The organism is Candidatus Similichlamydia epinepheli, assembly GCF_003056015.1.
Map to the genome: position 1 here is coordinate 1 of NZ_PPEU01000044.1, position 6647 is coordinate 6647.

Genomic DNA, 6647 nt, shown 5'->3' on the forward strand with positions numbered 1-6647 from the left:
TCGACACTGTATTTGCTCTTGGTTTAGCTGATCGTTCATTGACTAATCGTTCTCTTGATGATTCTTGGATTCAAGTTGAGTCTGATGGAGATATCGTCAGTGTTATAGGAAGCTCTTTATACCGTGATGAATTAAATGCACATCTTGATGAATGTGATGCTGAGAAACTTCGACTGCTTTATGTGTCAATGACACGAGCCAAGGCACACCTTTTCGTTCCCCTACCTGCCAATAAAAAGGCAAACAGAAATTTAAAGCGTGGTTCAGCTGCCCCAATCGAATTATTTGCTGCTAATTTTGATAGACCAGGCGCATCTTATTCTGATTTATACAATCTTATTGAAATAGGTTCATTTGAATCTTTTAATAAATTTCTTCTTCAGCATGATTTTTTTGCTAAGAAAGTTTCCTTGCTAGATTTCAAGTTGACTTTCAATAAATGTCCCTCACATAAGAGTGAGGATTGCATAGTATGGAAACCGTCTGTTTTTCGTAATTCATTCACTAGGTCTCACAAAGCGTCCATAATGAAAAAAGAAGGATTCGAATTGCAGTCCATATCTTGGTCAAACTGGATGCAGATTCCAAGAGGAAAGATTGTAGGGAGATTTTTACACGATGCTCTATCTCGTATGATCGTTTCTCGCTGTGTTACCACTGCACATTGGAAAAAAATGATTTTTACACATTCACCATATGTGATGAGTGAACAGGACCAGAATGATTTGTTTTTACTTTTAGAACGAACTCTTAAATTGCCTCTTCCCTCTTTGGGATTTTCATTAGAGGAAATTTCTCCTGTAAACTGCATTACGGAGCTATCTTTTTCCATGTGTAATGTTCGTAATAAGGGAGACTTGTGGACTGGAGTTATAGATTTATTATTTGAAAAAGATGGAGTAGTTTTTCTACTGGATTGGAAATCCAATTGGTTGGGAGATTCACCATCTGATTACACCGAAGACCAACTTAGAAAATGTTGTCTGGAATACTCCTATCAAGAGCAGCTGGAGCTCTATTCTAATGCATTGAAAAAAAAATTAGTAGGCTCTTCCCTTAAGTTCGGAGGATCTATTTTATTTTTTTTACGAGCGGAATGTGGATTGTTATTTCAATGAAGTATATGGAATTCCCGTGGTCATCTTGTCTTTCTTATCTAGAGAAACGTGTAGTTCAACTTGCCGAAGAATGGGACCCATCAAGTGTAAGTTTTCACCCTTTGCTTTCTTTTGTTGCGAAAGCTGCTTTTGCAGGTTATTTTTGCGTTCGAGTAACTTCAGAGAACGTTTTCCCGTCAGTATACGATGTAGTTGAAGAAGAAAATTTTGACGATGATGGGTTAGCGCTTGATAGATGGGAAAGAGAAATTCGATCTGCGAGGTTTAATCCTTCTCCTTCTTGGCTTGGGTTCTCATGGGCCCCTTACTCGCCTTTTCTTCTTTATCGAGTTGAGGATTATTTTATTCTTCCACGTTTTATGGGCATTTTAGACTCATTTGTTTGTTCTTTAACTCGCCTAAGCGAAGCATCCCCTGTGCTGAAATGGAAACAATCAGAGACCCCACTTCATCTTAATCGTGAACAGCAAATTTGCTTTGAGGATGTTCAGAAAAATAATATTTACTTTTTGCTTGGTGGTCCTGGAACAGGAAAAAGTTTTACTGCAGTTACTGTCATCGAGCACGCTATTGCGTCTGGGTTTCGTGTAGCTGTTCTTGCTCCTACAGGAAAAGCTGTTGCCTCACTTAAGAAGAGACTGCTTGTTTCTGAGCGGTGCTTTTGTGGGACAATTCATCGCGCTTTGGGGCTTTCTACACATTCTCCTTTTCATCACAGATTAAATCCGATTCCTTATGACTTCGTACTTTTAGATGAATGTTCGATGATTGATGCACATATATTTTCTTATCTTCTAGAAGCAATCCCGACAGGAGCTCGACTTCTTCTCATGGGAGATGTAAATCAACTTCCTTCTATAGAAATGGGCGGAGCTTTTTCTTTGTTGGTTGAATGGGGGAAAAAACATAATGTTCTTACACAATTAGAAACATTTGTCCGTATGGAGACTGAGGGATTAAGCAGCCTTACGAAAAAGGTTCTTTCAGGTGAAGTAGAATCGTGTTTCGAGATTTTGAGCAAAGATTCTTCTCTTCATTGGATTGAAGAGCCTGTCAGGGCAACTTGGCCACAAGAAGTTTGCCAACTTTTTGGAGATTGGTTCAAGACGTGGCTAACTGCTTCAGATAAACAAGCTTTTTCGTTAATGGATGAACTTAAAATCCTCGTTCCTCTTAGAATTAGCGAGGTTGGCAGCGATAAGGCGAATCTTTTTATTACTTCTTGGCTTATTTCTCTAGCTCGTAACAAAGGAATAGAATCTTTTTATATTCCTGTACTTGTGATTAAAAATTTAACTTCAGAAGGCCTATGCAATGGTGATCAGGGAATAATTAGGATAGATACATCGACTTTAGATCCTCTATCGAAAAATAAAATAATTAATTTGCAGCGCGAAGAAGACGGCACCTTCTTTCAGTACGAGCTGTCTTCACGTGATCTCAGATACGGATGGTGTCTATCGATTCACAAATCACAAGGTAGTGAATTCGAGCATGTTGTAGTTATATTACCCAAGGCTAGTGCCAGGCTTTTGAGTCAACAACTGTTGTACACTGCTCTAACGCGAGCTAAAAAGAAAATGACCGTTTGGGCGCATAGATCAGAAGTCGAACTTGCTATTTCCAAAGTTATCTTAAGGAGCGAGGCAGGGCTGCTGAGGGTCTTCACTTGAGCGTTCTATCGGAAAAATAATTCGACTTTTTTCCAAACAAAGATTTAGTTCAGTAGGCGTTGAAGGAGATACGAGAACATTCTCACATGAGGATGAAAATATAACTCCAACTCTATCACCAGGGTTAAGCATGAAACTTGTAGGAGAACAGTCTAGCATGTATTCATGTTCACCTTTTTCAATCTCTTTAGCCATGTGTGACACTGGTATCCATTTACCATCTTTAGAAATGTGACAAATTCTGGCCATGCAAATAGTCTGTTTATCAGCGATACAGGATATGCAAATCATAGGTCTTCCTGTAATTACAATTTTGTCCGTTGGATAAAGTTCAATGAGGCTTTTGTTTGAAGAAGGATGGTCAAGAATTTTGTTTTGTAGAATAGGGCCTGAGGGTTGGCTTTTATCAAAATTCCAACCTCCAACAAGAGGAAATGGATTACAAGGATCGTGTTTAACAACAATATTTGGTGTGGAAAATGAAAACACACATTCCTTAAATGGAATTGGCCATTTTTCTAGTCGCCTCCATTCTCCAAATTCTGGATGAATAACATAGTATAAAGAGCTTATCTCAGATTCAGATAGTTGATTCTTAAGTGTTAAATCGAACCAATTTTGAGCGGATACATCAACAGGTGGATTGTTTTCATCTCGTAAAGTCGTAAGAGGGTCTATCACAGGAGAGTGACTCCAAGGACCGATTACAATTACTGAGTTTGACGAAGACTGCTTACCGTGTTCTATAAAAAGATCTATTGTTCCTTGACAGAAGAAGTCGTACCATCCTGTGCAGTACAGTGTAGTTGGCTGTTTGTCTGTAATCCACTTTTTTGGCTTGATGCATTCGAAAATAATAGAAGATGCGTCAAGTGATAGACTTCCTAATAAATAGTTAAAAATGTAACTCAGCCTACTATTACGCAAGTCTTCTCTATGAACATTGCCTAAAAATAGCGAATCTTTAGCTAACTGCGGGCTCGCACTTATAGCGTAGATGGATTTCAAGCCAGGTATTCCTCTACCACCTAGGATAGTCTCTATGATAGCTGAAGCAGAAGGACCCCACATGCCAATTTGACCGTTGCAAAGAATATTTTCTTTCATCCAAGAACAAACATCTTCAACGTCTTGGAAAACAACATCTGAAGATAAAAAATTCATCAAACTGGGGTTAATCTTTACATACGCAATCATATACCCTTTCTTTCTAAGTGGAATAAGCTGCTCTACAAAGGTCCTTTGCAATTTGTATGGAGATATCAATATAACTGTGGGCCAAGGTGGCTCGCTTGACTCTGGTGAGAAAAGTAGCACCTCTAGATTTTTACCACTTCTAGTGGGTACGCTAGATGATGAAGAAGGAGGCCATATGTCTTGAAATGAACCTATTCTTGTAACTCTGTCAAATAAAGGCGTAGCTGAAAGGCAAAAAGGGGCTAAGAATAAGAGAGCTATAAAGTTCTTTATCATTCTGCAATTTTCATAAGATGCGTTTTTTTGGACAGCTTTGACTTGATCCTGTTTACTCGGTTCTTTTTCATCAAGCCGGTTTTTAGACCTTTATCTAGCAGACTGAAAAGGTTATTCAAATTGCTAGAGGCAGATTCTACTGATTTGCTTTGAATTGAAGAAAGAAGTGCTCTAACGGACGTGTGAACTCTAGACTTAGCAGCACGATTTATCTGACGCTTTTTTTCTGCCTGAAGAATTCTTTTTTCTGCTGATGTTCGCTTTTTCGTCTTTTTCCCTTCGTCTTTTTGCATCTTTCCCCTCTGAGATAAAACCAAGATTTACACATTTTGTTTGTGGTGCGGTTATGTCGTCAAGAGTGCTCTACATAAAACTGAAGATTGCCAACTCTTGTTTTTCTAGATAAATTTGAGTTTATTGCATGAAATCTTGCAAGGCTCGTTTATGAGTATGAGTAGGACACGAGAAGAATTGCTCGTTCGAATGGATAAAAAAGGAATGATTCCTGGGCCCATGGAGTCGTGGCAAGAGTGGGAGAGGCGAGTCGCTCTTTACACAGAACGGTCTGTGGATCCAAAGCATTCTGTTGTTTTAGAAACCTTGGAATGGCACTGGGGGATCTCACCTAATTGGGTTGAGGTAGAAGAGAAGACCAATGGATTTTGGCCTTGGCACGGCGCATCTTGCGATATTTACGATGATGGTCGTGTTCTTGTTTCAGTAAATCTTGGAGCTGCTTTTTTTTGTTCGTTAGATGAGTTAATTCTTCACGAACTTTCTCATGCTGCTAGAGCGTCCTTTAAAGAAGGATGCTTTGATGAGTACTTGGCTTATTCTCTTTCCTCTTCTTCCATAAGAAGGGGGTGGGGATCTTTTTTTTCTCAAAAATCGTGGATTCCATTTCTCTGGGTATCTTCTTGGTTTTTACCATCGACACTGTTCTTTTATGGGTCTATTTTTTCTATCAAAGCTTCTTATTTTTTTGTTTGTTCTAGTTGGGCATATGCTCTAATTAGACATTATTTTCTTCAGAAGAGATATGGTGTAGCTTGGAGCAAGTTGAGAAGTGAATTCCCTGAGGAAGTAGCTAGATGGATGTTTTTTAGGCTTTCTGAGGAAGAGGCAATAGCATTAGCGAGTGGAGAATTTTCTATTCAGAGGGACTTGGTTGGAAAAGACCTTCCTAGAAGTAAGCTTTTTGAAATAAAAATTAGGAATGTCGAAAGAGTGTAGGGAAGGTGTGAGATTGTACTAGGTGTCGATCTATTTCTCCATCCATTAGGTCATCCAAGAAGCTGCTTTGGCTTTGGAAGCGTGTTTGCCCCCAAATGGTTCGTTTCCTAGATCTTGTGAATATGAGGCGTTGTTTTGCGCGCGTCATTCCTACGTAAAAAAGCCTTCTTTCTTCTTCTAGTTCATCTTGTTCCCCGATAGGAAATATACCTTTCTCTAAACCGATAAGAAAGACCGTATCGAATTCTAGCCCTTTTGCACAGTGAATTGTCATTAGTTGTACTTGATTACCATCTGACAGTTTCCCTTTTTCACCGTAAGTAAGAGAGATCATGGACAAAAATTCTGAAAGTGAGATGGATGAATCTTGAGTTTGCCAATGGAGTACTTTCAGAACAAACTCGTCTAGATGTTGTAGTCGTTCTTCAATTGGATCCTTTAAGCTAGCCCTGATCAAATCTGAATTGGCGATTTGCTGTGCTATCACGTATAGGTCAAAACGTGTGTCTTTCAGTTTTTTGAAAAGTGCTAGGAGTGATTCAATACTCTTTTTCTGTTGTGTATTTTTGAAAGGTAGCTCTAGGCTTTTTTCCAAGGAAAGAGATAAATCTTTTGTGTATTCCAATTTTGATAAAAGCCTATCTACGCTTTTTTTTCCGATTCCAGGCAGAATGGACAGGATACGTTCGGCTGCGCATCTATTGTATGGACAATTAAGAATATGAAAAAAGGCAAGCGCGTCTTTAATTTCTTTTCTCTGGTAAAAAGAAGGGCCCCCGAACATTAGGTATGGTATTCGTTTTTTAATTAATGCGTCCTCTATTGACTTAGAGAGAGCGTGTGTACGATACAAGACAGCTATGTCCTTAAAACGAACCCCCCCTTTGTGAAGCTCTAAAATGGATTGAGCTATTTGAAAAGCTTCATCAAGATCTGAATTGGCCACGTATTCTGATATCGGCTCTCCTTTATCTAGATCACTCCATAGTTCTTTATGAAAACGTTCCTTATTGTGGGATATCAAATGATTTGCTGCTCGTAAGATTACGTTCGTACTTCTGTAGTTTTTTTCCAGTGGAAGTACGGTTATGTTCGGCAATATGTTAGGCAGTGAAAGAATGTTGTGTATAGTAGCTCCTCGCCAAGAGTA

Annotated in this window: 6 protein-coding genes; 3 read left to right on the forward strand and 3 right to left on the reverse strand. The window is 38.9% G+C overall.

The window, feature by feature from the left end; translation table 11 throughout:
* Both GCCT14_RS03195 and GCCT14_RS03200 read left to right on the forward strand, forming a co-directional pair.
* Positions 1-1118: exodeoxyribonuclease V subunit beta (locus GCCT14_RS03195; RefSeq protein ID WP_157952551.1), on the forward strand; the 1118-nt coding region annotated here is incomplete at its 5' end.
* Positions 1115-2791: an ATP-dependent DNA helicase gene (locus GCCT14_RS03200; protein WP_204592940.1), complete on the forward strand. Its 1677-nt coding sequence runs from the start codon at positions 1115-1117 to the stop codon at positions 2789-2791. The genes GCCT14_RS03195 and GCCT14_RS03200, both read left to right, overlap by 4 nt.
* Here the strand turns inward: GCCT14_RS03200 and GCCT14_RS03205 are convergent.
* Positions 2753-4264 (reverse strand): CocE/NonD family hydrolase, encoded by a 1512-nt coding sequence (locus tag GCCT14_RS03205; RefSeq protein ID WP_108624216.1) that lies wholly within the window; start codon positions 4262-4264, stop codon positions 2753-2755. The genes GCCT14_RS03200 and GCCT14_RS03205 overlap by 39 nt on opposite strands.
* Entirely contained in the window at positions 4261-4557 is a 297-nt protein-coding gene (rpsT, locus tag GCCT14_RS03210; RefSeq protein WP_108624217.1) for a 30S ribosomal protein S20, read from the reverse strand. The genes GCCT14_RS03205 and rpsT overlap by 4 nt, the downstream gene beginning before the upstream one ends.
* Before the next feature lie 157 nt (positions 4558-4714).
* Here rpsT and GCCT14_RS03215 point away from each other — a divergent pair, with 157 nt between their 5' ends.
* Positions 4715-5497, forward strand: coding sequence for a hypothetical protein (locus GCCT14_RS03215; RefSeq protein ID WP_157952552.1), 783 nt, complete (start codon positions 4715-4717; stop codon positions 5495-5497).
* On the opposite strand, the gene GCCT14_RS03220 is transcribed toward GCCT14_RS03215, so the two are convergent.
* Positions 5475-6647 (reverse strand): ATP-dependent helicase (locus GCCT14_RS03220; RefSeq protein ID WP_192875491.1); only part of this gene is annotated, 1173 nt, incomplete at its 5' end. The genes GCCT14_RS03215 and GCCT14_RS03220 overlap by 23 nt on opposite strands.